Here is a 22958-nt window from a genome sequence, read left to right as displayed (position 1 = left end):
GGAGCCAACCGGCAGGGTTCGACCTGCCCTCCGCCATTTCCGGGCGTAAAGGAATTTCCCTTACCCTGTCGCCATACCGGATGCTTCGTCACACATGATCGGCCATTGTTAGCTATGCTCCTCAGAGCAGGCATGACTTGCACATCCGGTTGGTGAACGAGACGGTGCCGTTGGTGCCGATGGCGCCACTTGCGGCGCAGTCTCCTGAGGGCTCCCGATGCAGCGCAGCTGGTTTCTGGTTGTGACGATCGTCCTGGCGATGCTGGCTACGCTGATCCCGGTAGGGATCGGCGTCGTCATGGCCCAGCTGGAAGCCAACCGGCGCGAGTCCGACCAGTTGAGCGTGTTCGCAGACGCCGCCGTCGGCCGCGCCGAGACCGTCATGACACAGGCGCTCAGTGCCCTGCAGGACCTGGAATCGCTGCGCGACGAGCCATGCTCCGCCTCGCATCTGGTAGAGATGCGACGCATTACCTATACCTATCGGCATATCCAGGATGCCGGCTCCTACCGCGGCGGCAAGCGCTTGTGCTCCGCCTTGCTCGGGCCCGTGCAGGCAGACCAGTTCGCGCTGCCACCACCGGACTGGCGCACGCCCGACGGCCTGGACTTCTGGTTCGACCAGCCCAATCCGTTCGCCACGCCACGCCGTTCGCTGCTGGTGGGCCGCAACGGCAGCTATGTGGCACTGGACCCGCAGACCTTTGTCGACATGGTGGACCGCCAGTCGCGCATGCTGGCCGTGGTGCATACCGATGCCGGCCGCATCTTCGCCGTATCGCAGGGCGCGAGCCTGGCGCGGCTGCAACGCGCCTACGCAGATCATTCCTATGGCTCCGGCAGCGACACGACGCGCGAGGACGACGTGGCCCTCGTACTGCGCAAGTCCCGTACGATGCCGCTGGCCGTGGTGGTCCTGGCCCCGCATGCCGCATTGCTGGCCAACTGGAAGTCGCTGCTGGTTGGCGGACTGGTGGTCGGGCTGGCCGCCGGTGTGCCGCTGGGCATCCTGGTCTGGCGGCGCGCCACGCGGCGCTTCAGCCTGGAGGGCGAACTGCGCGGCGCGGTGCGCCGGCACGAGATGGCAGTGCACTACCAGCCGATCGTCTCATTGGCCAACAACCAGTGCGTCGGGGTGGAAGCACTGGTCCGCTGGCGCCGCCAGGGCCGGCTGGTGCGTCCCAACCTGTTTATCCCGATGGCTGAAAACGCCGGCCTGATCCAGCAGATCACCGACCAGGTGCTCGATATCGTGCTGGGCGAACTGGGCACGCTGCTGCGCCGGCATCCGAAGTTCTACGTATCGATCAACGTGGGCGTGGAAGACCTCAAGAGCCGGCGCTTCCTGGGCGTATTGAATGCGCGGCTGCGCGGGTCCGGCATCGCGCCCGATCAGATCCGCATCGAGGCCACCGAACGCGGTTTCATGGAACCCGATGTGGCGCGCGACATCATCCAGGCCTTTCGCGATGCCGGGCATCCGGTCTATATCGACGATTTCGGCACCGGGTATTCGAGCCTGTCGTACCTGCAGAGCTTCAAGGTCGATGCGCTCAAGATCGACAAGTCGTTTGTCGACACGATCGGACATGAGGCCGCGTCGAGCACGGTAGCCCCGCACATCATTGCCATGGCGCGCTCGCTCGGACTGCAAGTCGTGGCCGAGGGCATCGAGGACAGCGCCCAGGCCGACTTCCTGCGCGAACAGGGTGTGGACTACGGCCAGGGATGGCTGTTTGGCCGGCCGGTGCCGGCCGTGGAACTGGCGCAACTGCTGGCGCGCAACACGCCGCAAGCCGTTGCATAGCCACCGGCCGTCCGTTATTCAGCCTTGGCGCCCGAATCCTTCGCCACCTTGGTCCACTTGGTGGTTTCCGACTTGATAAAGCTGGCCAGTTGCGCCGGCGCCATATCCCCAGCGGTCACGCCCTGCTCTTCGAAGCGTTTCTGCATGTCGGGTTGCTTGAGCACGCGAGCCAGTTCCGCGCTCATGCGCTGCCGGATCGGTTCCGGCGTGCCCTGCGGCGCCATCAGCGCATACCACGTGGTCACCTCGTAACCGGGCACTCCGCTTTCGGCCACGGTCGGCACGCCGGGGTAGGCTGCCGAGCGCGTGGCGGTGGTCACGGCCAACGCCTTGACCTTGCCGCTCTTCACATGAGGATTGGCCGACGGGCTGGTCTCGATGGCCATCTGGATCTGGCCGGCCATCAGGTCGGTCATCATCGGCGCACCGCCCTTGTAAGGCACGTGGGCAATATCGGTGTGGGTAGCCGCGCGGAACAGTTCGCCCGACAGGTGTTCGGTACTGCCAATCCCGGCCGAGCCATAGTTGACCTTGCCCGGGTGGGCCTTGATATAGGCAATCAGCTCCTGCACGTTCTTCGCCGGGATCGACGGATTCACCAGCAGCACGTTCGGCGTCAATGCCACCATGCCAATCGGGGCGAGGTCCTTCTGGAAGTCGTATGGCAGCGTCTTGTAGATGCCGGGCGCCATCGTGTGCGCCACCGTGGCCAGCAGGAACGTGTAGCCGTCAGGATTGGCGCGCGCCACCAGTGCGCCGCCAATGGTGCCGCCCGCGCCCGGACGGTTGTCGACCACCATGGGCTGGCCAAGCGCTTCGCCCAGTCGCTGGCCGACGGCACGGCCGATGATGTCGGTGGTGCCGCCCGATGCAAACGGTACGACCAGCGTAATGGGCCGCGATGGCCAGGCGTCGGCGGCAAAGGCGGCCGTGGTGGTTGCGGCGCCGAGCGTGATGGCCGTCAGTGCGCCAAGCGCAATCGTGCGCGCGAACTGGCGCGGCAGGCGAGAAAACATGCGAGTCTCCTGGGGATCGTTGGAATATTTGACGTATCCCGGGACTCTACGGATGGAGTGGCCGGTACACCAGCCCCTGTGCGGCGTACGGTGTTCAGGAATCGTGAAGAGTGGCACCGGGCCAGCGCCCGGAAGTCACCAGTTGCCGCGCTACCTGCTCCAGAACGCTGCGCGCAGCCAGGCCAGCCGGCGAAAGCTCGTCGTCCGACAGGCTTACCAGCAGGTTCGAGCGGCTCACGCCGGCATCGGCGATTTCAATCATTGTCAGTGGATCGCCCAGATGCCGCGCCACGGCCGCGCCGGGCTGGATCGTGGCGCCAATGCCCGCGCGTACCGCGTCCATCAGCACCGCCAGGCCATCGATCTCGGCCACCACGTTCAGGGGCTGCTGGCTACGCGCCGACGCGGCATTGAGCAATGCGCGCAGGCCGTGCGCGCCGCTCGGCAGGATCAGCGGCAGGTTGCCAATCGCGTCGAGCCACATCGTCCTGGCAGTTGGCAAGCCGGGCTGGTCGGCACGCGCGATCACGAACAGGCGTTCCTCGAGCAGCGGCACGGTGCTCCAGCGCTGCCCCGGCTCCAACTGGAACAGCACGGCCAGATCGAGTTGGCGCGCGCCGATCATCGATGCCAGTCCGCCGGACAGGCTTTCCACCAGATGCAGCCGGATATCGGGATAGCGTTCGCGCATGGCCAGCATGAACGACGGGCCGAGCACCGCCAGCGTGCTTGGGGCCATGCCCACGCTGACATGGCCTGACAACCGCGCCGTGCGCGCCGCATGCGCCGCATCGTCGACATGGCGCAACGCCAGTTGCGCCTGGCGCCAGAACGCCAGCCCTGCGTCGGTGGGTACCACGCCGGTGGAAGTGCGCTGAAGCAGGCGCGTCGACAGTTCGCTTTCCAGGCGGCTGATCTGCTGGCTCAACGCGGACGTGACCACCCCGAGCCGCTGGGCAGCCTGCCCCATGCTGCCGAGTTCCACCACGTGCACAAAATAGCGCAGTTGCCGCAGCTCCATTTCCGATCCTCGTCACGAACAGCCGGTATTGTGCCTGCGACGCACTCCGCTGGCGCAAGATCCGTGCACCAACCATAAACCAATGATGCATGGACGCCGCCCGGCACACGCCTGGCGCCGCATCGTGAATCGCGAAAGGCAGGCGGGATTTTTGCTGATTGACCCATGGTCAGTCATGCGTGAGGATGTAGTTGTCGCCGCGAAAGTATGCCGTGGCGTTGTCGTCATCCGCAGTTGCCGCATGAGACAGACGCGCCACATCCTGTACCTACAGCTTGCATCTTGCAGTACGTTTTCTCACAGGTTTCCAACCGGAGTTTCCAGTATGCAAAGCAATCCACCGACCTTGTGGCCGACCTGGCCGATGCCCCCGTTTTCATTCCAGGCGTTTGCGTCGATCGACGACACCATGCTTGCCAACTGGCAAAAGATGATGGAGCTTAATAGCGACTTTACCCGCTCGATCATGGAAGAGGCCCAATTCGACTGGGCGTCGTGCTTCATGCCACAGGACCCTGAAGAGCTTTATGCGCGGCAATGGGGCAACCAGATGCCGATGCTGTCGATTCCACTGCACTATGCCACCGCGATGCTCGAACTCGGCGCCGCAACGCAGCGTGCCTGGATAGATGCCTGGGGACACCTGCTTGGGATGCCGATGCTGCTGCCGGCAATGCCAGTAATGCCCGACATTGCGGCCGTGGCGACATCGAGCGGCGAAGTGGTCGACGTGCCCGCCGTAGCGGTCCGCGAGACACCGAACGGGCGCAAATCAAAACCGCATTGAGCCCGCAACCTTGCGCGGCAGAGACTATCCTTGCAGAGACAGTAAGCCCAGACTAACGTCTATGCCGCCTGCCCGAAGGCCAAGAGGGCGCACTCGGACAGGCACCTGAATCGCGCCCCTTGCGAGGCTCCCCATGAGCAAGACACTGATATCCAGCCTGCTTGTTGCCGCTGCTGCTGTAGCGGTGGTACCACTTGCGCAGGCCCAGACGAAACAGTTCGACCCTTATAGTCAGGGTGCGAAATCCGGCAAGGCCGATCCGTACACGGACGGCGCCAAGGCCGGCAAAGCCGATCCGTACACGGATGGCGCAAAGGCCGGCAAGTTCGATACCTATACCGACGGGGCCAACAAGTCGACGCGGACGGATCTTGCGCCGTCCGCCAAGCCTGACCCGTACACCGATGGTGCCAAGTCGGACAAATACAACCCGTACACCGATGGTGCCATGCTAAACACACCCCCCCCGACCCCCGCGGGGGCCACGCCGGAGAATTAAACTTCAATCTCCCCAACGAAACCCCTCCAGCCCTCCGCCCGGCCCCGCCCCCCCCCCCCAAGTGCAGGCGGGCGCGGGGCCGTGGTCGTCAATCGTCTAGCAGCGACAGGTCGCGCACAGCGCCCTTGTCGGCCGACATCACCAGCTTGGCGTATGCCTTGAGCGCCGCCGATACCTTGCGCGGACGCGCCTTGGCTGGCTTCCAGCCCTTGGCGTTCTGCTCCTCGCGGCGCTGCGCCAGTTCCTCGTCGGACAGCAGCACGTTGATCGTGCGGTTCGGGATGTCGATGCGGATCCGGTCGCCGTCACGCACCAGGCCAATCGCGCCACCGGCTGCCGCCTCGGGCGAGCAATGGCCGATCGACAGGCCCGAAGTACCGCCCGAGAAGCGGCCGTCGGTCAGCAATGCGCATTCCTTGCCCAGGCCCTGCGACTTGATATAGCTCGTCGGGTAGAGCATTTCCTGCATGCCGGGACCGCCCTTGGGGCCTTCATAGCGCACGATCACCACGTCACCGGCCTTGACCTTGCCAGCCAGGATGTTTTCCACGGCCTCGTCCTGCGACTCGGTCACGTGGGCCGAGCCCTCGAAAACGTGGATGCTTTCGTCCACGCCGGCGGTCTTCACCACGCAGCCGTCGAGCGCGATATTGCCGGTCAGCACCGCCAGGCCGCCTTCCTTCGAGAACGCGTGCTCGTACGAGCGGATGCAACCTTCGGCGCGATCCAGATCCAGGCTGGGCCAGCGCGTGTTCTGGCTGAACGCGACCTGGGTCGGAATGCCGGCCGGGCCTGCCAGGTAGAAATTCCTGACCGCCTCGTCCTGCGTGCGCACGATATCCCACTGGTCGAGTGCTTCGCCAAGCGTGGCCGTGTGCACGGTGGGCACGTCGGTGTGCAGCTTGCCGGCACGGTCCAGTTCACCCAGGATGGCCATGATGCCGCCCGCGCGGTGCACGTCCTCGATGTGGTACTTGTTGGTATTGGGCGCCACCTTGCACAACTGCGGCACGATACGCGACATGCGGTCGATGTCCGCCATCGTGAAGTCGATCTCGGCCTCGCGTGCGATCGCCAGCAGGTGCAGGATCGTGTTGGTCGAGCCGCCCATGGCGATATCGAGCGTCATGGCGTTCTCGAACGCCTTGAAGCCCACGGCGCGCGGCAGGATGCGCCCGTCTTCCTGCTCGTAGTATTGGCGCGCCAGTTCCACGATACGGCGGCCCGCGCGCTTGAACAGTTGCTCGCGGTCAGCGTGCGTGGCCACTACCGTGCCATTGCCCGGCAACGACAGGCCCAGGGCTTCGGTCAGGCAGTTCATCGAGTTGGCCGTGAACATGCCCGAGCACGAACCGCAGGTGGGGCACGCCGAGCGTTCCACTTCGGCCACTTCGGCGTCGGAATAGGACTTGTCCGCCGCGATCACCATGGCATCCACGAGATCGAGCTTCTTGAATTCCATGGCCTTGGTGACCGGGTTGGCCAGGCGCGTCTTGCCGGCTTCCATCGGGCCGCCGGACACGAAAATCACCGGGATGTTCAGCCGCATGGCCGCCATCAGCATGCCCGGCGTGATCTTGTCGCAGTTCGAGATGCACACCATGGCATCGGCGCAGTGTGCATTGACCATGTATTCCACCGAGTCCGCGATGATGTCGCGGCTGGGCAGCGAATACAGCATGCCGTCATGGCCCATGGCAATGCCATCGTCCACGGCAATGGTGTTGAATTCCTTCGCCACGCCGCCCGCGGCCTCGATCTCGCGCGCGACCAGCTGACCCAGGTCCTTCAGGTGCACGTGTCCAGGCACGAACTGGGTGAACGAATTGACCACCGCGACGATAGGCTTGGAGAAATCTTCGTCTTTCATGCCGGTGGCACGCCACAGCGAGCGCGCCCCCGCCATGTTGCGGCCGGCGGTGGAGGTTTTGGAACGGTATACGGGCATTGTGGGTACTGAAAAATGATTCGCGGAAACTTCGCGGGAACTTCGCCGAAAGGATGCGGGCCGGCAGAGTAAGGCCCTCGCGTGCCCGTACGTACAACCTCTTGAGCCGTGCTCTGGGCAAAACGGGGGATTATCCCACAGCCGGCCGGAGGGGTGTCCTGGGAGGTCTCCCCCCGGCACGCGGCGCCTCGGGTGCTTACAGTCCGCGCGCCTCGATGGTCGCGAGCATCGAGGCGAGGATTTCCTCGCGCTCGCGCTCGAAGCCGTTGATCAGGTGCCGGCGGTCCCGCCGCACCAGCGCGGCCACCAGGAAATGCTCCAGATGCGCGCTGATGTGCTGGCCAGGCAGCCGCACTTCCGAGGCCAGCGCACGATAACGGTCGGTCAGGCGGATCAGGCGGAGCGCCTCGCGCCGCAGAATCTTGTCCGGCGACAGGTCGAACACGAACGAGTAGAAGTCCTGGTACTGGTCGATCCATTCCGCGCGCTGCCCACCATCGAGGTAGGCATCCAGCTTCTTCAGCATCGACTCCAGCGCCTTCTTCTGCGCGTCGTCCGGCCACGCTACGGTCTTCAGCAGTTCGCGCTCGAGAAGTAGCCGATAGCGGTAGTACTGCCGTGCTTCGTCAGTGGACAACGGCGCGACAAAGAATCCGCGATTGGGGTCATGCTCGATGATGCCTTCGGCGGCCAGCAGCTTGAGCGCTTCGCGCACCGGTACGCGGCTGATGCCGAACCGGTCGGCCAGCTCTGACTGGCGCAGTTGCAGGCCCGGTGCCAGCACGCCCCGGTTGATCAGCTTGCGGATCTGCACGGCGATCTGGGCAGGCAGATCGACGCCCTTCAATTCGGGAGTATTCACAATTCTTGCGGTGGCCATGGTCTGCGGCAGACGATACACCACCGCTCAGGACAGGTCCATTCGACCGTACACCGGCTGAACCCCAGCCTGCATGGCACCCGCCCGGGTGGGCACGGCAGGGCCGCACATCTCCAATGCGGCCCTGCCGGATGCATCCCGTGCTCATCGGAGCGCGGGATGGCCATGCCGCAGCAGGATTCAGGATTTCCCGCCGCGACTGTCCTTGATCAGCGCAACGATCAGGAACACCCAGGAGAATGTCAGGGCGAAGTAGTCGAAGTTGCGCAGCGGACGATATTCCGCATAGCCAAGTCCCGTGGAACCGATGCAAGCCGCCAATGACAGCAGCACACAGATCGCCACGCCAATCCACATATCCTTTCTCATCCTTGTCTCCTGCTCAGGCATCGGCGCGTTGCACGCCAGTCGGGGCCGCATTTGCGCCATCACGCGTGCGCGCCAGTTTCTTCAACCCGTCCCACAGCCACATCGGCTCCACCTTTGCCTGCAGCACCGTGGCGAAGTAGCCGCCGTAGGCCAGCAACAGCACGCCGTTCATGAACAGTTCCTGCGGCCCCGTGAACAGCTGGCGCGGCGTGGCGACGATAAAGGTGTTGAGCCAGAAGATGTTGACCGTGGCCGGCATCTCGAGCATCAGCGCCAGCAGCACGCCGCGATTGGTCAGCAGCATGATGCCGAACACGCATTCCAGGTACTTGACGATCTGGAAGATGTAGATGCCTTGCGCCGCTTCGACATAGACGCCGCCGGGCCCTGGAATCTCCGGAACATACGAAGTCAGGATGAAGCGCGCGCCCGAGTAAAACAGGTGGGCGCCAAAATAGATCCGGAGCCACAGGATCACGTATTTCCATGGGGATTGATTGGCCCTGCTCATGTCTTGCCTCCTTGATTCAAGCCGAAAAGAAAAATCCTGGCGGGGTCAATATCCCTACAGGCTAACCACCCGCGCCGGACGGCCCTCGGTACGGATCTGCGCGAGCAACGCTTCGTTCAGTTCCACCCCGAGGCCCGGGCCGTCGCCGGGAGATACGTGGCCGCGATGGAAATGCGCGCCCTGCAGTGCGAGGTCCGCACCATGCGGAATGTCGGCGCTGTTCCATACGCCATGCACGGCCAGCGGTCCGGTGCTCTCGCTGATGAACTGGCAGGCCCACTGGTTTGCCACCCACAGGTGGGCGGTCGGACAGGCTTCCACCCCCGAACCGATCAGGGTGCTGCACATCACCGGAAGATCGAACATCTGCGCCACCGCCAGGAAGCGCTGTGCCTTGAGCAGGCCACCAACCTTCTGCACCTTCAGGATCACGCCGTCGGCAGCGCGCCGTTCCGCGATCTCTTTCAGGTGATGCAATTCCTGCGCGGCCTCGTCGGCATACAGCGGTGTTTCAATACGCTGGCGCAGGCGCGCGAGGCCTTCGATATCCCAATGCGGCAGCGGTTGCTCGACAAAGTCGAGCCCGTAGGCGTCCAGGCGCCGAATGGTGCGTAGTGCCTGCTCGTAGTTCCATGACCCATTGGCATCGAGGCAGATGCGCGCGCCCTGACCAAGCGCTTCGCGTACGGCCGCAGCCGTCGCCACGTCGTTGTCGAACGTGCCACGCCCCACCTTCAGCTTGAAGGCAACGAAGCCGGCCTCCCGCGCGGCCAGCGCGGCTTCGGCCACGTTCTGCGGATCGCCCGCCGAAAGCACCCAGCCCAGCGGGGCCGACTCGCGCGTGCGGCCGCCGAGCAACTGATAGACCGGCACGCCCAATGCCTTGCCCTTGAGGTCGTGCAGCGCGCAGTCAACCAGCCCCTTGGCCTGGTTGTTGTCGCGCGCCAGCGTGTCCATTGCGCCGACGATCTTCTCGATATTGCAGGGATCTTCGCCAAGCAGGATGCGCGGTGCGAAGATGTCGCAGATCATGCCGACCATCGAGGCCTGGCTTTCACCGCGATACCAGGACGACGTATCGCCCGATTCCGCGATACCTACCAGGCCCGTATCGGTATGCAAGCGCAGCAGCAGCGTATCGAGCTTGGTAATGGTGACATTCGGCAATCGCAGCGGCTTCTTCAGCGGCATCGATACCGGGATGCACTCGACTTTCGTGATTTTCATGGTCTGTGTTCGTGTAGGGTTGGTGGGCAGTCATCGCGCCGCACAGTCCTCGGGACAGGCGCGGCAATGTGCTGCCATGCAATCACTTTCTTCTGGCGTCAAGCAGCAGCGCAATCACGGCAACCAGGCCCGCGGCCAGCGGAGGACCGTAGTCGTAAATCCGCAGCGGTCTTGCACCGAAGCTGGTAGAAGCCACCATGACGATGAGTATCGTCGTCACGATCACTGCAACAACAATGACAAAGTTCTTGATCACGTTTCTCTCCTGCCGCCGGATCGGCAACGCAAGGCCCATCGGGCGGCTGTTCATGAACGAAGCTTTAGGAACACTCCGTCCTGATGATGGAATTCATCCTCTTGTTTCGGCGCGTGATGGATGTGACAAGCCGTCCCAGAACCAGAATGGCCGTGCCCTGACGCGGCAGAAGTTCGCGTAGTAACCGCCGTACGCCAGTAGCAGGGATCCGTTGAGCAGCAGCTCCTGGATCCCCGTGAACAGCTGCCGCGGCGCCGGAGAAATGAAAAGGTTCAGGTAGGCGATCGTGATACTTACGCCGGCCATCACGATCAACGCCAGTGGCACCGCCAGATTGAAAAGCAGCATCGTGCCCAGCACCACTTCGAGGTACTTGATCACCTGATAGAAGCCGATATCCGTCATGGCGTGGAGATATGGGCCCACCTTGCCGGCGTGGCTAAAATCCGGAACGAAGTTGAAGATGACGAAGTTCAGGCCGGAAGCCAGGTAGTGAATGGCGAAGTAAAGCCTTAGCCACAGGATCAGATACTTCCATGGTGCTCTTTCAGCGGCGTGCATGATCGATTTCCCTCTTATCGGCAGTCAAACGATGACGTGATGGGTGATAGGTGACGTGGGTCAGGCGGTGCGCAGGCTTGCCACGCGAAGCGCGCCGGAAACCCGCCACAGCAGGCAGATGGCTATTGCGACGGCCGTCACGTAACACACCACGAACGCATGGCCGAGCGCGTTGGGACCATCGAAGAACAGCCGCGCCACCAGCGCGCAGACGGTTGGGCCCAGCGCGAGTCCGAGCAGGTTGGTGATCAGGTAATACAGCGCGGTCAGCTTGCCCATCATGTTGCCCGGCGTGAAATTGGCCATGGTTGCGCCGCCGGCAACCGCGAAGATCACGAAGAAGAAGGTCTGCGCGCCGTAGGCGATGGCGCCGAGTTGCGCGCTATGGATCAGCGGGAAGCACGCGGTGATGAGCGCGGCCACCGCGGTCGAGCCGATCGCGACGCGCACCGGTGCATCGCTCCAGCGCTTCTGCAACTTGTCGGCCACGCTGCCGAAGAACAGCAGGCCGAGCGGCGAGGCCACCACGCTGATCGCGCCAAGCGTCTTGCCGATCTCGGGGCGGGCGATGCCCATCGACCGGTTGATGATCTCGGGCAGCCACGCGAGCTGGCTGCCAATGGCAATGCCATACAGACAGATGGCGATCCACAGCGGTGCATAGACGGCACGGTGCCGCCATGCGAAGCGCAATGCATCCGGGTAGGTGACCCGATCTGCCTGCGCGACCGCATCGCGTCGCGGCGGCTCGCGCAGCAGCAGCATCAAGGCGGCGAGCGGCACGCCCAGCAGGCCCGGCACGATCAGCACGAATTGCCACGGCTTCAGACTACCCAGGACTGGCACGCCCGCCAGCTTGCCGCTGGCCGCGAACGTGAGCAGGAAGCTGCCAAGCACCAGCGCCAGCCCGCTCCCCAACAGCGGCCCGATGTTGTAGATGCCGAACGCGAGCCCGCGCCGTTCCGGCGGAAAGGCATCGCGGATCATCGACGAAGCCGCCGGCGGCAACATCGCCTCGCCCACGCCCAGGCCGATGCGCGCGAGGAACAGGTGCCAGTAGGTATTGCTCAGCCCGCACAGCATCTGCACGCCGGACCACATCAGGATTGCGCCGCTCAGCAGGTACTTGCGGCGATACAGGTCCACCAGGTAGCCGGCTGGAATGCCGAGCACGCTGTACAGCAGCATGAACGACAGCCCGAGCAGCCAGCTGATTTCCAGGTCGGTGGCCCCGAGATCCTCCTTGATGGGTCCGACGACCAGCGAGATCGCGCCACGGTCGATAAACGACACGATATAGACAAGCGTGAGCACGAACAGCACTGCCCAGCCGCCGGGCGCTATTGCCGATCGCGCGTGCACCGGTGCCGCGGCGGTTGCGGCGGTGCGCGGTGGCGCCTGGATTGTGGTGGGGCTTTCCAACATGGTTGTCTCCGGTTTGCGGTTCTCTCGAACTCTCGTTGTTCAGGCGGCAGTGGTGTCAGCGGTCCCAGGGGGCTTCCTCAAGCGCAGCGCGTGCGGCGGTGCGACCCGAAACGATGAACTCCGCGATATCGCCCATCGAGTTGTAGTAGGGTCCCCACAGGGAGCCACACTCGCCGATGGCGTACAGGCGGGGAATCGCCGCACCGCGCTGGTCCAGCACCCGTTGCCGCGCGTCGTGACGGGGCCCGCCATGCGTATTGAGGAAGGTCGGCAGCATCGGTCCGATCGCGTAGTACGGACCCAGGTCCAGCGGAACCAGGAAGTTCTTGCGGCCGAAGTCCGTGTCCTCGCCGGCACGGCATTGCTCGTTGTAGCGCGCCACCGTGGCCTTGAGCGCCTCGGGGTCCAGATGCCCGGCCGACCATGCCCCTGGCTCCGCATCCCAGCGGCACTTCAATGCCAGTTCCTCAAGCGTGTCGGCCTTGATGATCCAGCCCTGCTCCAGTTCGGCAAGGTTGTCCTGGCTCCATGGCGGGGTGCGGGAATTCAGCGTCGTCATGGCTGCGCCGCCGGCGCGCACCTTCTCGTCGAAGATGTGAAAGGCCGGCACATTGACGAACTCGGGCACATCGGGATTCGTGGCAAGCCAGGTAGCCCGGTTGCCGAGGCCGTGGCGCACGTCGGCGGTATCGGTGGTTTCGTTGTGGAAGCGACTCGCCTGGCGGTTCACCCAGATCAGGCTGCCGCCATCCTTGAAAGCACCCGAGTTATAGCCAAAGCCGGCCACCTTGTTGAGGTCGTAGGTCACGTACACGCGCGCGCCATCGACCTTGATGCCCCAGTTGAGCGGGCCTGCCACGGCATTCATGTGCCAGAGCTGCGCACCCACTTCCTGGGCCATGCGGATGCCGTCGCCGGTCAGGTTCGGGCTGCCGAGGAAGTGGATCGGGCACGGCGTCAGGTACTGACGGCACATCTGCTCGTCGAACTCGAAGCCGCCGCTGGCGAGCACCGTCGCCTTGCGTGCCTTGACGGCGATGGTGCGGCCATCGGCCGTACGTGCGGTCACGCCAAGAATCGCGCGCGATACCGGATGCTGCACCAGTTGCGTCACCGCCGTATTGCACTGCACGCGCGCGCCATGCTTCTCGGCCACGGCGGCAATGGCGTTGTACAGCCCCGCACCACCAGGCGCGGCCACCACGCTCATGCCGTGGATGCTCGCGGCACCGGGCGCGCCCGGGAACTCGGGGAAGAAACCCGGTGCGGCGAACGGCTTCGGATTGTCCTTCAGCGGCAATTCCAGCTTGTGCTGGAACGCGGGAATATCCTTCAGGCCGGCCACGAATGTACGCAGCACGGACTCGTCGGTCTGGCCCGCGCATAGCCAGTTCATATAGTCGAACGTGCTGGCCTCGTCGGTGGACGTCATGATCAGGCCGCCCGCGACGCAGACCGAATTGCCGCCCCCGCGCTCACCCTTTTCCAGCACCAGCACGTCCGCGCCGGCTTCGGCAGCCGCGAACGCGAAGCTCGCGCCGGCGCCGCCATATCCGACCACCACCATGTCGGCCTCGTCGTCCCATGCGGGCGGCGACCAGTTCACTGCATGTGTATTCTGTTCCATCTTGTCGTCTCGAAACTCTGCGGGTGGAGCGGATCAGGCCGGCTCGGCAACCGGCTGCTCTGCGCTCAGCAGGCGCGCGTAGATCTCGTTGTAGCGAACGATCGGCTGGTCCATCGGCAGCAGCACGTACTTGCGGTCCGGCGAGCGGTGGATCATGTCCTGCTGGGCTTCGATCATCGCCTTGTCTTCCTGGAATGCCGCATCGGCAATGCCAAAGCAGTGATCCTTAAGATCGGCGGCGGGAGCCCACGGCCCGAAATTGAAGAAGAAGCGCGACTTGTTCTTGCCGATCGGCGTGATCATCTGGCTGGTGCAGCGCTTGAAGATCGGCGTCTCGGACACTTCATCGCCCTCGTTGCGCTGAAGCACGCCCGGCTCATACGAGGTGATGGTCAGGATGAACACCCCCGGCACCAGGAACAGGCTGACCACACGGTCATCGCACGGGCGCGCGCCGAAGTACGGATTCGACTGACGGCCGAGTTGCCAGCGGTCGGCCAGCACGCCGCGCTCCAGTTGGGTCACGCCGCGCTTGGTCTCGCTCTCCTTCATCATCTTGAGCGCGACCGGATCGCTGCCGCCGAACGTTGCCTCATGCACGAACGGGGCATGGGAGAGATCGAGCAGGTTGTCGGAGATCAGCTCGGCGTTGACGTCCATGTCGAAGGTCGAGCATTCCATCGCCCATTCGGCATTGTCCGGGCCGATGATTGGCGGCACCAGCGCCTCGTCGGCCTTCTCCGGCTCGCCCATCCAGACCCACGCCGCGCCGTGTTTCTCCACGATCGGATAGGCGCGCACGCAGACGCGCGGCGAGATGCGGTCCTGGCCCGGTACCTCGGTGCAACGTCCGTCCGCCGCGAACTTGAGGCCGTGGTACATGCAGCGCAGTTCGTCACCCTCCTTGCGTCCCACCGACAGCGGTGCCAGGCGATGGCAGCAGCGGTCCTCCAGCGCAGCCAGGGTTCCGTCGGTCTTGCGGTAGATCGCCAGCGGCTCGTCCATCAGGGTAAAGGGCACGATGGCATCCGCGTTGAAGTCCGTAGACCATCCGACCATGTACCAGCAATTGCGAAGGAACATTTTTCTTACTCCAGGTGTGTGTTGTGGATTGGGTGTTTTCGGGCCGACCACAGGCCGGCGCCGTGACACGCTTCCGGGCTGGGCACTCAGAAGCGGTGATACATGCCAATGCCAAACGCGTTGACGCTTTCCTTCAGCTGGGTCGGCGCAACCAGGCCGCCGGGCGGGTAGATCGTCTGCTTGGACGAGCCACGGTTGTCGAGTCGCTTGAAGAAGGAATACAGCGTCGTACGCTTGGATAAGTCGTAGGTGTAGCCGATGGCCCAGGCGCGCACGTCCGCCGTTGCAGTCGTGGAAGGCTGGCCATCCGGCACGCCGCTGTCGCGCATGCCGTAGCTGAACTTGAGGTTGCCGGCGGCGCCGACGGGAATGGTCGAACCGACTTGCCAGGCGGTATCGTGCGCGGCGCCAAGCCGATAGCGCAGTTGGTACGTGCCATACAGCGTTGCCCAAGGCGTTTCATACGATGCGGCGAATGCGTGCTCGAGCTGTCGGCTGGTGTCGGGCGTCAGGTTGGTGGTACCCGTGGCGCGTGCGAAACCATAGCCGGCTGTGAGCTTGTTGCGCGAATAGAGCAGCGTGACCACGTCATAGTTGCGGTTGACCGGCGTGCCGGTGTTCTCGCTGAAAACATGCGCGGCCGAAACCGTGAGGCCGCCAAAGCTCGGCGAGTTGTAGCGGATCGCGTTATCGGACCGCGCCGGATCGTTGATCGGATTGAACATCCACGGGTTGCTCGACTCACCCGTGAGCGATGCGACCACGGAACCGGGAGCCATCAGTACGGGATCGAACGTCGAAGAAAAATCGTAGCCAGGCGTCGGTTGGCGGCCAGCCGCCAATTCGCCGACGCTGTTGCTGCGCATGCCGACCGTTGCGCGGCGGCCGAACAGCCGTCCACCCTGCGCAGTGGTCCCAGTGTCCATATTGAAGCCACCTTCGAGTACGAAGATCGCCTTCAGGTCGGTGGACAGGTCCTCTTCGCCGCGCAACCCCCAGCGTGACCCGGCAAGCCCACCACTGTTCAAGCTCGTCACGCTGTGCTCCGAGTTCCGAAAGTACCCGACGAAACTGTCCGCAACACCGTAGAGCGTCACGCTACTGGCGGAAGCAGCAAGGGGTAGCAATCCGGCAAGCGCTGCGCCGGCAAGTCTTTTGTGCACGTTTGTCTCCTTCTAGTAGTTATGTTCTTGCCAGCGGTGTACCGACCGGCAAGGGGGCTACATACTCTTTGCCAGCGGCGACATGGGCCGCTGTGTCAGAAGGTGTTTCTTTGTACTGATCGCCTGGCCAGTGATCCAGCCTGGTCGTCAGTCAAAATGTTATTCAATTTAGTATTGCGAATCTTATACACCCAAGCGGATCGCTTCAATCCTTTTTGACGGGTCCCGGGGTAAACCCCGTTACGATCCAGTCGGAAGACCGCGCATCTCAGAGGCCGCGCGCGGCCAGCGACGCCAGCAGGTGTGTCTCCACCGTGCTGCGGTCGCTCCGGTAGGCCTCCAGTAGTGCAGCGCGGTCCCGCACGGCCAACGTATCCACCAGATGGTGTTCCGGATCGGCAGGGAAGCGATATCCGGCAAACGCAGGTGGGGCCATCGCCCGGTAACGGTCCGTCTGACGCATCAGGCGCATCACTTCACGCCGTAACACCCAGTCCGGCGACAACGAGAAGATGGCGCCATGGAATTCGCGATGCGCGTGCACCCACGCGGCGCGCGCCCCATCCGCCAGGCAGCGGTCAAGTTCCGCGAGGCGCGCTCGCAGGTCGGCAAGTTCGTCGGCAGTGGGCCAGCGCACCGTCGACAACAGTTCGGTTTCCAGCAAATGGCGCACGCGATAGAGCTGTCGCGCCTCGCTGCCGGAGAGTGGCGCGACGTGGAATCCGCGATTGGGATCGTGGCAGACCGCTTGCTCAGCCACCAGCAGGCTCAATGTTTCCCTGACCGGCACACGGCTGATGCCGAAGCGCCTGGCCAGGTCTTGCTGCCGCAACTGCTGTCCCGGTGACAGCTTGCCGTCATTGATCAGTTCGCGGAGCTCGGCCGCGAGCCGCGACGGGATATCGACGTCGGTCGCACGTAAGGCTGGCGCCGCAGGCAGGGAAAATACCTCGCGCCGGCCCATATCAACGCCCGCCCCAGTACACCGTGCGTGCGGTCTCGTGCAGCACCTTGCGCTGGTCGGCTTCCGACAGCAGCGACACCGACTCGCGTGCCAGCGCAACCATCTGGGCATACGTGCCTTTCGACTGCGCGATGTCTGAACCCCACATCACACGGTCCGCGCCAAACTCGCGCACCACGCGCTCGACCATTGGCGCCGCGGACATCTGCTGCGCGGCCAGCTTGCCCAGATTGATCATCGAGTACAGCAGATGGACATTGGGATGCTCGACCATCTCCAGCAATGCCGCATCGACGCCATGGTCGGGCGCGCCCGATTCGCCCACGATGTTCGAGAAGTGATCGAGCACGACCGTCGTCTGCGGAAATGCGGCCAACACCGGCTTCAGCGCCGCCAGACATGCGAGCCGGTTCCAGCGATAGAAATGCAGCCGCACCGAGCCACCGAATTCCGCTACGGTCTCCCATGCCGCCATGGCCTCGGGCGATGCGAACCAGGACGGATCCGAACCCTTGGCCGGTTCGGTCATGCGAATGCCGACGGCACCGCGTTCGCCCACCCAGTGGCGCACCTGTTTGCGAATGTCCGGGTCCAGCGCGTTCACCATGCACAGCGCGCGCAAGCGGTCCGGATGCAGCGCCGCGGCATCGCAGACATAGGCATTGTTGAAGCCGTAGAGATGCGCACGTTGCACGGCGAGCGCGCGCTCCACGCCCTGCTCGTCCATCAGTGCCAGCAGGCGCTCCACGGTGACGGGGTTGTCCAGCGCGCCAGGTTCCAGTTCGCCGCTCAGCGGGGAAGGTGGATACCGTTCCACGTCGGCGGAAATCAGGTGTGCGTGACTGTCGATCATCGTTAAAGTCTCCTCGTTATAGGGTTGCCATGGGGTTGCCCCGGGGTTGCCCCGGGGTTGCCATAGGTTCGGCAAGATCACTTCCAGGGATCCACCGTTACGTGGATAGCGCCTTCCACACCCCGGCCGGCCGTGGCCAGGATCGCCTCATGGGTCTGCGCGAGCCCGTACGTATGGGAGCACACCTCATCGAGTGGATACTTGCCCGACGCGATGTAGCGCAGGGCCAGATCCACTGCGGCATAGCTGCGACCGCGCGGTGCGCGCACCGTCAGGTAGCGCTTCTTGATTTCCGCAATCGGCACGCTCTGCTCAAGCCCGTTCAGGCTCAGGTATGCGCCCTTGGCAGCCAGCTCGACGGCCAGTTGCGCCACTTCGCCCGTGGGGTCGCCGGTGGTATCGACCACAACATCTACGCCGCGCCCCTTCGTCAGCCGCATGACCTCGGCATGGAGATCCTGCTTCTGCACGTCGATGGCGAGGTCGGCCCCCAGCCGCCGAGACAGATCGAGCCGGGCACGGTCACGCGTCATGCCGGCCAGGATCACCACAAGCGAGCCCGCCGCCTTTGCCGCAAGCACGCAACCCAGGCCTTGCTGGCCGGGCCCGAACACCAGCACGGTCTTGCCCGGCCCGGCGCCGCCATCGTTGCAAGCCCACTGCACACCGTTGCCGAATGGCACCGCCAGCGTGGCATGGGCCGCTGGCATGTCCGGGGGGATGACATGCATCACCGTATTCAGCGGCAGATGCATGTATTGCGCGTACCCGCCCCACAGATGGGGCGCGATACTGCAGGTGGACATGCCGAAACGCAGCGTGTTGAGCCGGTCCTTCACGTTGAAGAAGTCGACTTCCATGCAGAGCCGGAAGTCCCCCTTCATGCACCATTCACAATGCCAGCACGGCAGGTACTCATGCAGTGCCACGCGGTCGCCGGCCTTGACGCCCCAGCGCTGCTGCGCAATCGGACCCAGCTCGACGATGGTGCCAACGTTCTCGTGCCCCATGATCACGGGCGCGTGCCCGGGCTTGCGGTACGTCTCGGGATCGCTGCCGCCCACGCCGCTCGCCTCTACCTTGAGGATGCCGGAGTCCGGCTGCACCTGCGGGTAGTCGAACTCTCTCAATTCGGTCGTCTCGACATCGGTCTTGACGGCCGCCATTACTTTCCTGGTCATCTTAGGTTTCCTTCCAGAACACGCGCCGTGCGGTGCCGCCCAGCATTGCATCGCGGACCTGCGCGGAATGGTCGAGCAGGCATTCCCGCACCTGCGCCAGCGCATTGCCGTAGCCTTCGCGGCTGCTTACCACGGGAAAATCACTGCCCCACATCAGCCGGTGCGCACCGAATGCGGCGATGGCGGACTCCAGCAACGCAGCGGCCGCACCGCCGAACGTACGGCCGCCTTGCAGCGCCGCCGGGTCGCGCGGCAGCAGTTCGCCGAAGCCCGGCACCTTGAGGCTGACGTTGTCGAAGCGGGCCAGCCGCAATACCGTGTAGCGCAGTTCACCGTCCGCCTCTGTCAGCATCGGCTTGCTGGTATCGCCAAGATGCTCGAGAACGACCGGTAGCGCAGGCAGCGCTTGCAGTAGCTCCTCGAACGGCGGCGCCGTGAAGGCCTCGGCATTGCCAACGCAACTGACCGGCAGCCCGCACGCCTGCGCCGCCCGCCAGATCGCAAGCGGATCGGTGCCCGGCGACCGCGCGCCGGGACGCAGGCGCACGCCGGCAGCGCCTTGCGCCGCCAGCCGCGCCACGGTCTCCGGCGCATCGGGTGCCGCCGGGTCGACCCACACCACGTTGGCGAAGCAGCCCGGGTGTGCCTGCACGCAGGCAAACTGGTAGCTGTTGTCCACCTGCCCGATCATCTGGGTCAGCACCGCGCGCTCCACGCCGTGACGCGCCATCTGGCCGAGCAGCGTTTCAACCGGCTCGTACCAGACGGGCGACACGTGGGCATGACTGTCGATCAGCATCGTCACGTCAGGCGGTCAACGCCACGTCGGGGTTGAGCGGGACTTCCTGCTTCCAGGTGCGCTGGTTGCTGAAGATCAGCGTGGCTGCACGGATCTGCGGGAACGGGATTGGCGCAGTCAGCACGCTCGGCACCTCGCCACGCTCGGCCAGCCCGCGCGCGGTACGGATCATCTGGCGGCGCCATGCCACCACTGCCACGTCCGACGTACCCAGATGTTCCTTGGTGCGGTCCAGGATGCGGCCCTGGGTCTCGCTGACCGCGTGGTCCTGCGTCAGGATGCCCTTGATGCCCGACATCGAGCCGGTCTTCATCAGCTCGCGATCCTGCTTGTACCAGTTGTCGACGTTGAGCAGCTTGCGGAAGTTCTCGTCGACCCAGTGACCACCCTCCTCGATCCGGTAGTCGACATCCACCGGCTGGGTCTCGTCGAAGAACCACTGGATGTGCCAGGTCGACTCATCATCGCGCGGTACGAATGCGTTGGCCATGCGACGGTTCTTGCGCACGCCGAAACCATCGGGCGGAATCAGCGTGAAGAACGGCAGCACCACCTCGGTCACGCGTGCATGCAGCTTGCCTTCCTCGCGGAAGTTACGCACGCCCGCATAGCGCAGCCCGTACTTGGTGTACTCGACCTCGATCTTCGGCTGCAGGTCACGCTCGTGGTCGTACTTGGCGGGTGCACTCCACGGCTGCTCGCGGTGCAACACTCCGGCGTGTGCCGAGTCGATGGTGCCTTCCACGGCCTGTGCATAGTTGCAGTCTTCCAGCACCTTGAACGGCACCGCGTTGACGGCGGGGTACGACAGCCACTCGAACTCCGGAAACTGCGGCTGTTCCGCCGCCGGCCCCATATAGGTCCAGATCACACCACCGGCTTCGCGGGTCGGATAGGCCTGCGCACGGATGCGCGAGCAGAACGCGGAACCGGACGGCTCGGTGGGCGTATCCAGGCAGGTGCCGTCGGTGGCGAACTTCCAGCCGTGATAGAGGCAGCGCAAGCCGCCGTCGGAGTTGTCGCCCAGCGCCAGCGAGGCGCGACGGTGCGGACATTGTTCGTCGAGCAGGCCAACCTTGCCGTCGGTGTCGCGGAACGCCACCAGGTCTTCACCGAGCAGCCGCACACGCACCGGCTTGCCACCGGGCTCGGCGATCTCGGATGCCAGCAGTGCCGGAATCCAGAAGCGTCGGATCAGTTCGCCCGTCGGCGTGCCACGGCCGACCTGGGTCAGCACATCGTTGTCTTCGCGAGTAAGCATGGTTCCTCCTATCCTTGAATCGGTGTGTCTTCTGTGTGGGGATACTTCAATGCGCGCCGGCGTCCGGAGGTTCAGTCCAGAAGCGCAATGGCGCGGCTCAGGCGTTCCCGTGCGGCAACGGTGTCTCCGTCGTTGCCGACCAGGTCGTGTGCTTCGATAACCAGCGAGCGCATGGCCTCGAGGCGCTGCACTTGCGGCACGCTGCGGCCGTCACGCGCGGCATTGGCGACGTCGGCGTCGAGCAGGCGCCAGACTTCGTCCAGTTCGGACTCCCGGTAGATCATGTGCTCCACCTCGTGTGAAACCGCCATCCGGTCGCACACGGACGACAGCGTTGCGGCGGAGTAGTCGTCGATGGAAATCAGGTCGTCGGCATGCATGTCGGTCTCCGTTTGCCTGACGCTCAGCGGCCTTTCGGACCAAATTTCGACGGCGCCAGGCCAATCGCGGCGCGGCCGTAGCCAGTCATGGCGCTGTCCCACGTAAAGGCGAAGTGCTGTGCCGCTGAGTTGACGTCGCGCCAGATGCGCTGCAGTTCCGACGCGTTGTAGATGCCCGAGCCACCGGCAGCCTCGAACAGCGCGTTCACGGCATAGCGCGACTTCTGCGCGGCATAGGCCCAGTCGCGCGGAATGCGGGCCCAGTCGAGCTCGCTGATCGACTTGGGGTCGTCGGCACCGTCTACGCGCCGCGCATCCTCGCGCACCACGGCCAGCGCGGCATCGATCTCGGCCACGGATTCCGCAACCCGTGCAAAGGTGGCCGACTGCTCCGCCACCTGTTCGCTGGTAAACGTGGCAAGCCGTGCGGCGAGCCCTTCATTGAACGAACGTACGGCTGCGCGCGCCATGCCCAGCGGCGCACCCACCAGCGAGAACGGCGTCACGTTGTGGAACGGCATGCGATAGATCGGTGCACGCACCGAGCCCGTCTCGTCGCTCATGCCGGACATCATTTCTTTCACCGACACCGAGCGGTGCGCGGGAATGAACGTGTCGGCAATACGGATCGAACGGCTGCCCGTGCCACGCATGCCCGCGGTGAACCAGTCGTCGACGATCTCGATGTCCTCACGCGGCACCACGAAGAAGCGCGGTTCGGGCGGCTGGCCTTCGCGCTGCACCGCATTGCCGACGATGACCCACTGCACATGGTCGATACCGGAACAGAAGCGCCCATCGCCATTCACCAGGCGATAGCCACCGTCGACTTCTGTAACGGTACCGCCAAGGCGGAATACGGTCGCGGTCAGCACCCGATCGGCGTTCATGACTTCGCGCTGGGCCTGCAGCGGGAACAGGTTCAGCATCCAGCTATGGCCGGCCAGCACGCCATAGACCCAGCCGGTCGAGCCGCACGCCGAGGCGATCTCGGCGGTTACGTCCACCAGTGTGGCGAAGCCAAGCTCGGAGCCACCGAACATGCGTGGTGTCACAACGCCGAACAGGCCCGCGTCCATCAGGTCACGGATGGTCTCGGTGGACACGATGCGCTCGCTTTCGGTCCGTTCGGCGCGGGCGCGGATACGCTCATGCAGCGCCCGTGCCGCGGCGATGGCGGCGTCATGGCTGGCCAGCACGGGCACCACGCCGGATGTAGTTGCCAGGGGGGATGTGCTCACGTCTTGTCTCCTGTGTGAGGACGTACGCTGCCGCACCGCATGCCAGATAGCAGCGGCGTGGCAAATACTTGTCGTTATGAAATGGTTGCGCCGGGGAGG

Annotated in this window: 23 protein-coding genes; 3 read left to right on the top strand and 20 right to left on the bottom strand. The window is 64.4% G+C overall.

The annotated features are described in order from the left end of the window. Nucleotides 1-217 precede the first annotated feature (217 nt). On the top strand, nt 218-1807 hold the full coding sequence (locus tag ACO550_RS29415; RefSeq protein ID WP_315595598.1) for an EAL domain-containing protein: 1590 nt from the start codon (nt 218-220) through the stop codon (nt 1805-1807). Between the two features lie 14 nt (nt 1808-1821). Here ACO550_RS29415 and ACO550_RS29410 read toward each other — a convergent pair whose 3' ends face one another. Together ACO550_RS29410 and ACO550_RS29405 are read right to left on the bottom strand one after the other, a co-directional pair. Further along, nucleotides 1822-2823: a tripartite tricarboxylate transporter substrate binding protein gene (locus ACO550_RS29410; protein WP_315595599.1), complete on the bottom strand. Its 1002-nt coding sequence runs from the start codon at nt 2821-2823 to the stop codon at nt 1822-1824. Between the two features lie 94 nt (nt 2824-2917). Next, entirely contained in the window at nt 2918-3844 is a 927-nt protein-coding gene (locus tag ACO550_RS29405; RefSeq protein WP_315595600.1) for a LysR family transcriptional regulator, read from the bottom strand. 325 nt (nt 3845-4169) lie between these two features. Between ACO550_RS29405 and ACO550_RS29400 the strand changes: the two genes are divergently transcribed. Next, nucleotides 4170-4631, top strand: coding sequence for a polyhydroxyalkanoate granule-associated phasin (locus tag ACO550_RS29400; protein ID WP_315595601.1), 462 nt, complete (start codon nt 4170-4172; stop codon nt 4629-4631). A 133-nt stretch (nt 4632-4764) separates the two neighbouring features. After that, nucleotides 4765-5130, top strand: a complete 366-nt coding sequence (locus tag ACO550_RS29395) for a hypothetical protein (RefSeq protein WP_485995050.1) — start codon at nt 4765-4767, stop codon at nt 5128-5130. Between the two features lie 88 nt (nt 5131-5218). Here ACO550_RS29395 and ilvD read toward each other — a convergent pair whose 3' ends face one another. From ilvD to ACO550_RS29305, 18 genes are all read right to left on the bottom strand, one after another. After that, nucleotides 5219-7078, bottom strand: a complete 1860-nt coding sequence (gene ilvD / locus ACO550_RS29390) for a dihydroxy-acid dehydratase (RefSeq protein ID WP_315595603.1) — start codon at nt 7076-7078, stop codon at nt 5219-5221. A gap of 196 nt (nt 7079-7274) precedes the next feature. Then, nucleotides 7275-7958 (bottom strand): GntR family transcriptional regulator, encoded by a 684-nt coding sequence (locus ACO550_RS29385; protein ID WP_315595604.1) that lies wholly within the window; start codon nt 7956-7958, stop codon nt 7275-7277. 180 nt (nt 7959-8138) lie between these two features. Next, entirely contained in the window at nt 8139-8327 is a 189-nt protein-coding gene (locus ACO550_RS29380; RefSeq protein ID WP_315595605.1) for a hypothetical protein, read from the bottom strand. Between the two features lie 13 nt (nt 8328-8340). After that, on the bottom strand, nt 8341-8838 hold the full coding sequence (locus ACO550_RS29375; protein WP_315595606.1) for a hypothetical protein: 498 nt from the start codon (nt 8836-8838) through the stop codon (nt 8341-8343). Between the two features lie 54 nt (nt 8839-8892). Further along, a complete protein-coding gene (locus tag ACO550_RS29370; protein WP_315595607.1) occupies nt 8893-10065 on the bottom strand; it encodes a mandelate racemase/muconate lactonizing enzyme family protein in 1173 nt (390 codons plus the stop codon). Nucleotides 10066-10147: 82 nt separating this feature from the next. Then, a complete protein-coding gene (locus tag ACO550_RS29365; RefSeq protein ID WP_315595608.1) occupies nt 10148-10321 on the bottom strand; it encodes a hypothetical protein in 174 nt (57 codons plus the stop codon). 93 nt (nt 10322-10414) lie between these two features. Further along, on the bottom strand, nt 10415-10882 hold the full coding sequence (locus tag ACO550_RS29360) for a hypothetical protein (protein WP_315595609.1): 468 nt from the start codon (nt 10880-10882) through the stop codon (nt 10415-10417). Nucleotides 10883-10942: 60 nt separating this feature from the next. Then, nucleotides 10943-12307: an MFS transporter gene (locus ACO550_RS29355; protein ID WP_315595610.1), complete on the bottom strand. Its 1365-nt coding sequence runs from the start codon at nt 12305-12307 to the stop codon at nt 10943-10945. 55 nt (nt 12308-12362) lie between these two features. Next, nucleotides 12363-13934 (bottom strand): FAD-dependent oxidoreductase, encoded by a 1572-nt coding sequence (locus ACO550_RS29350; protein ID WP_315595611.1) that lies wholly within the window; start codon nt 13932-13934, stop codon nt 12363-12365. A 33-nt stretch (nt 13935-13967) separates the two neighbouring features. After that, nucleotides 13968-15017, bottom strand: coding sequence for a Rieske 2Fe-2S domain-containing protein (locus ACO550_RS29345; RefSeq protein ID WP_315595612.1), 1050 nt, complete (start codon nt 15015-15017; stop codon nt 13968-13970). A gap of 86 nt (nt 15018-15103) precedes the next feature. Continuing rightward, a complete protein-coding gene (locus ACO550_RS29340; protein ID WP_315595613.1) occupies nt 15104-16180 on the bottom strand; it encodes a porin in 1077 nt (358 codons plus the stop codon). A 268-nt stretch (nt 16181-16448) separates the two neighbouring features. Continuing rightward, nucleotides 16449-17144, bottom strand: coding sequence for a GntR family transcriptional regulator (locus ACO550_RS29335; RefSeq protein ID WP_315595614.1), 696 nt, complete (start codon nt 17142-17144; stop codon nt 16449-16451). A 1-nt stretch (nt 17145) separates the two neighbouring features. Beyond that, nucleotides 17146-17997: an amidohydrolase family protein gene (locus tag ACO550_RS29330; RefSeq protein ID WP_315595615.1), complete on the bottom strand. Its 852-nt coding sequence runs from the start codon at nt 17995-17997 to the stop codon at nt 17146-17148. Nucleotides 17998-18074: 77 nt separating this feature from the next. Further along, the gene (locus ACO550_RS29325; protein ID WP_315595616.1) at nt 18075-19178 is read right to left on the bottom strand and encodes a zinc-dependent alcohol dehydrogenase; all 1104 of its coding nucleotides are present in this window, start codon (nt 19176-19178) and stop codon (nt 18075-18077) included. Nucleotide 19179: 1 nt separating this feature from the next. After that, nucleotides 19180-19977, bottom strand: coding sequence for an amidohydrolase family protein (locus ACO550_RS29320; RefSeq protein WP_315595666.1), 798 nt, complete (start codon nt 19975-19977; stop codon nt 19180-19182). A 7-nt stretch (nt 19978-19984) separates the two neighbouring features. Next, nucleotides 19985-21238, bottom strand: a complete 1254-nt coding sequence (locus tag ACO550_RS29315; protein WP_315595617.1) for a Rieske 2Fe-2S domain-containing protein — start codon at nt 21236-21238, stop codon at nt 19985-19987. Nucleotides 21239-21309: 71 nt separating this feature from the next. Next, entirely contained in the window at nt 21310-21618 is a 309-nt protein-coding gene (locus ACO550_RS29310) for a hypothetical protein (protein ID WP_315595618.1), read from the bottom strand. 23 nt (nt 21619-21641) lie between these two features. Continuing rightward, the gene (locus ACO550_RS29305; protein WP_315595619.1) at nt 21642-22859 is read right to left on the bottom strand and encodes an acyl-CoA dehydrogenase family protein; all 1218 of its coding nucleotides are present in this window, start codon (nt 22857-22859) and stop codon (nt 21642-21644) included. Nucleotides 22860-22958: the final 99 nt, after the last annotated feature.

The sequence above is a fragment of the Cupriavidus sp. genome (assembly GCF_057315035.1).
This window is presented reverse-complemented; position numbering and strand designations above follow the sequence as displayed.

Coding starts and splice junctions, on each gene's coding strand:
- ACO550_RS29415 (WP_315595598.1), top strand. CDS start 218: ATGCAGCGCAGCTGGTTTCTGGTTGTGACGATCGTCCTGGCGATGCTG.
- ACO550_RS29410 (WP_315595599.1), bottom strand. CDS start 2,823: ATGTTTTCTCGCCTGCCGCGCCAGTTCGCGCGCACGATTGCGCTTGGC.
- ACO550_RS29405 (WP_315595600.1), bottom strand. CDS start 3,844: ATGGAGCTGCGGCAACTGCGCTATTTTGTGCACGTGGTGGAACTCGGC.
- ACO550_RS29400 (WP_315595601.1), top strand. CDS start 4,170: ATGCAAAGCAATCCACCGACCTTGTGGCCGACCTGGCCGATGCCCCCG.
- ACO550_RS29395 (WP_485995050.1), top strand. CDS start 4,765: ATGAGCAAGACACTGATATCCAGCCTGCTTGTTGCCGCTGCTGCTGTA.
- ilvD (WP_315595603.1), bottom strand. CDS start 7,078: ATGCCCGTATACCGTTCCAAAACCTCCACCGCCGGCCGCAACATGGCG.
- ACO550_RS29385 (WP_315595604.1), bottom strand. CDS start 7,958: ATGGCCACCGCAAGAATTGTGAATACTCCCGAATTGAAGGGCGTCGAT.
- ACO550_RS29380 (WP_315595605.1), bottom strand. CDS start 8,327: ATGAGAAAGGATATGTGGATTGGCGTGGCGATCTGTGTGCTGCTGTCA.
- ACO550_RS29375 (WP_315595606.1), bottom strand. CDS start 8,838: ATGAGCAGGGCCAATCAATCCCCATGGAAATACGTGATCCTGTGGCTC.
- ACO550_RS29370 (WP_315595607.1), bottom strand. CDS start 10,065: ATGAAAATCACGAAAGTCGAGTGCATCCCGGTATCGATGCCGCTGAAG.
- ACO550_RS29360 (WP_315595609.1), bottom strand. CDS start 10,882: ATGCACGCCGCTGAAAGAGCACCATGGAAGTATCTGATCCTGTGGCTA.
- ACO550_RS29355 (WP_315595610.1), bottom strand. CDS start 12,307: ATGTTGGAAAGCCCCACCACAATCCAGGCGCCACCGCGCACCGCCGCA.
- ACO550_RS29350 (WP_315595611.1), bottom strand. CDS start 13,934: ATGGAACAGAATACACATGCAGTGAACTGGTCGCCGCCCGCATGGGAC.
- ACO550_RS29345 (WP_315595612.1), bottom strand. CDS start 15,017: ATGTTCCTTCGCAATTGCTGGTACATGGTCGGATGGTCTACGGACTTC.
- ACO550_RS29335 (WP_315595614.1), bottom strand. CDS start 17,144: ATGGGCCGGCGCGAGGTATTTTCCCTGCCTGCGGCGCCAGCCTTACGT.
- ACO550_RS29330 (WP_315595615.1), bottom strand. CDS start 17,997: ATGATCGACAGTCACGCACACCTGATTTCCGCCGACGTGGAACGGTAT.
- ACO550_RS29325 (WP_315595616.1), bottom strand. CDS start 19,178: ATGACCAGGAAAGTAATGGCGGCCGTCAAGACCGATGTCGAGACGACC.
- ACO550_RS29320 (WP_315595666.1), bottom strand. CDS start 19,977: ATGCTGATCGACAGTCATGCCCACGTGTCGCCCGTCTGGTACGAGCCG.
- ACO550_RS29315 (WP_315595617.1), bottom strand. CDS start 21,238: ATGCTTACTCGCGAAGACAACGATGTGCTGACCCAGGTCGGCCGTGGC.
- ACO550_RS29310 (WP_315595618.1), bottom strand. CDS start 21,618: ATGCATGCCGACGACCTGATTTCCATCGACGACTACTCCGCCGCAACG.